This window comes from Cardinium endosymbiont of Culicoides punctatus, assembly GCF_004354815.1.
Classification (GTDB): Bacteria; Bacteroidota; Bacteroidia; order Cytophagales; family Amoebophilaceae; genus Cardinium.
Genome location: NZ_QWJI01000012.1, coordinates 26,133 through 26,663, shown reverse-complemented (window position 1 = coordinate 26,663; position 531 = coordinate 26,133). Strand labels below are relative to the sequence as shown.

The following is a 531-nucleotide window of genomic DNA, read 5'->3' as shown; positions in this document are numbered from 1 at the left end:
ATTTATTGTTTGAAGAATTTGAGAAAGATTTAGCATCACAAGGTAAAACGCGTAAACGTTCCATAGTTAAAAAACTGAAAGACATAGATCTAGAAGGTCTTGTTAAAGTATAATGGACTGAAAAAATTTGTCTAATTTTTTCAGTCCATTATAACCTAGCTTACTGCTTTTTTAGTAGCATTATACCCTTTGGTACATGCCTTTTTAGCCACTAAGGCTAATCTCTGCCATGGACTTATTTTTGGTGTAGGAAGATCGGTTAGAACACTAACTGAAGAGGTTTTAGACGCACGTAGACTATTAGATCTATTAGAACTAAATGAATTATTAGACCCACTAAGATTACTAGCATTACTATCACTAATACTACTAGAACTATCAACTCCACTGTAAATACGATCAGGACCACCATCATAGGCACCAGCTGGTGTTTGATCATAAATACTTGCTGTATTATTGTTCATACTTGCTGTATTGTTCATACTTGCTGTATTGTTCATACTTGCTGTATTGTTCATACTTGCTGTATTA

1 protein-coding gene is annotated in these 531 nt (G+C 33.7%); it reads right to left on the bottom strand.

The window, feature by feature from the left end; genetic code table 11:
- Window positions 1–155 precede the first annotated feature (155 nt).
- A partial coding sequence (locus CCPUN_RS02640; protein ID WP_204594643.1) for a hypothetical protein occupies window positions 156–531 on the bottom strand: 376 nt, incomplete at its 5' end.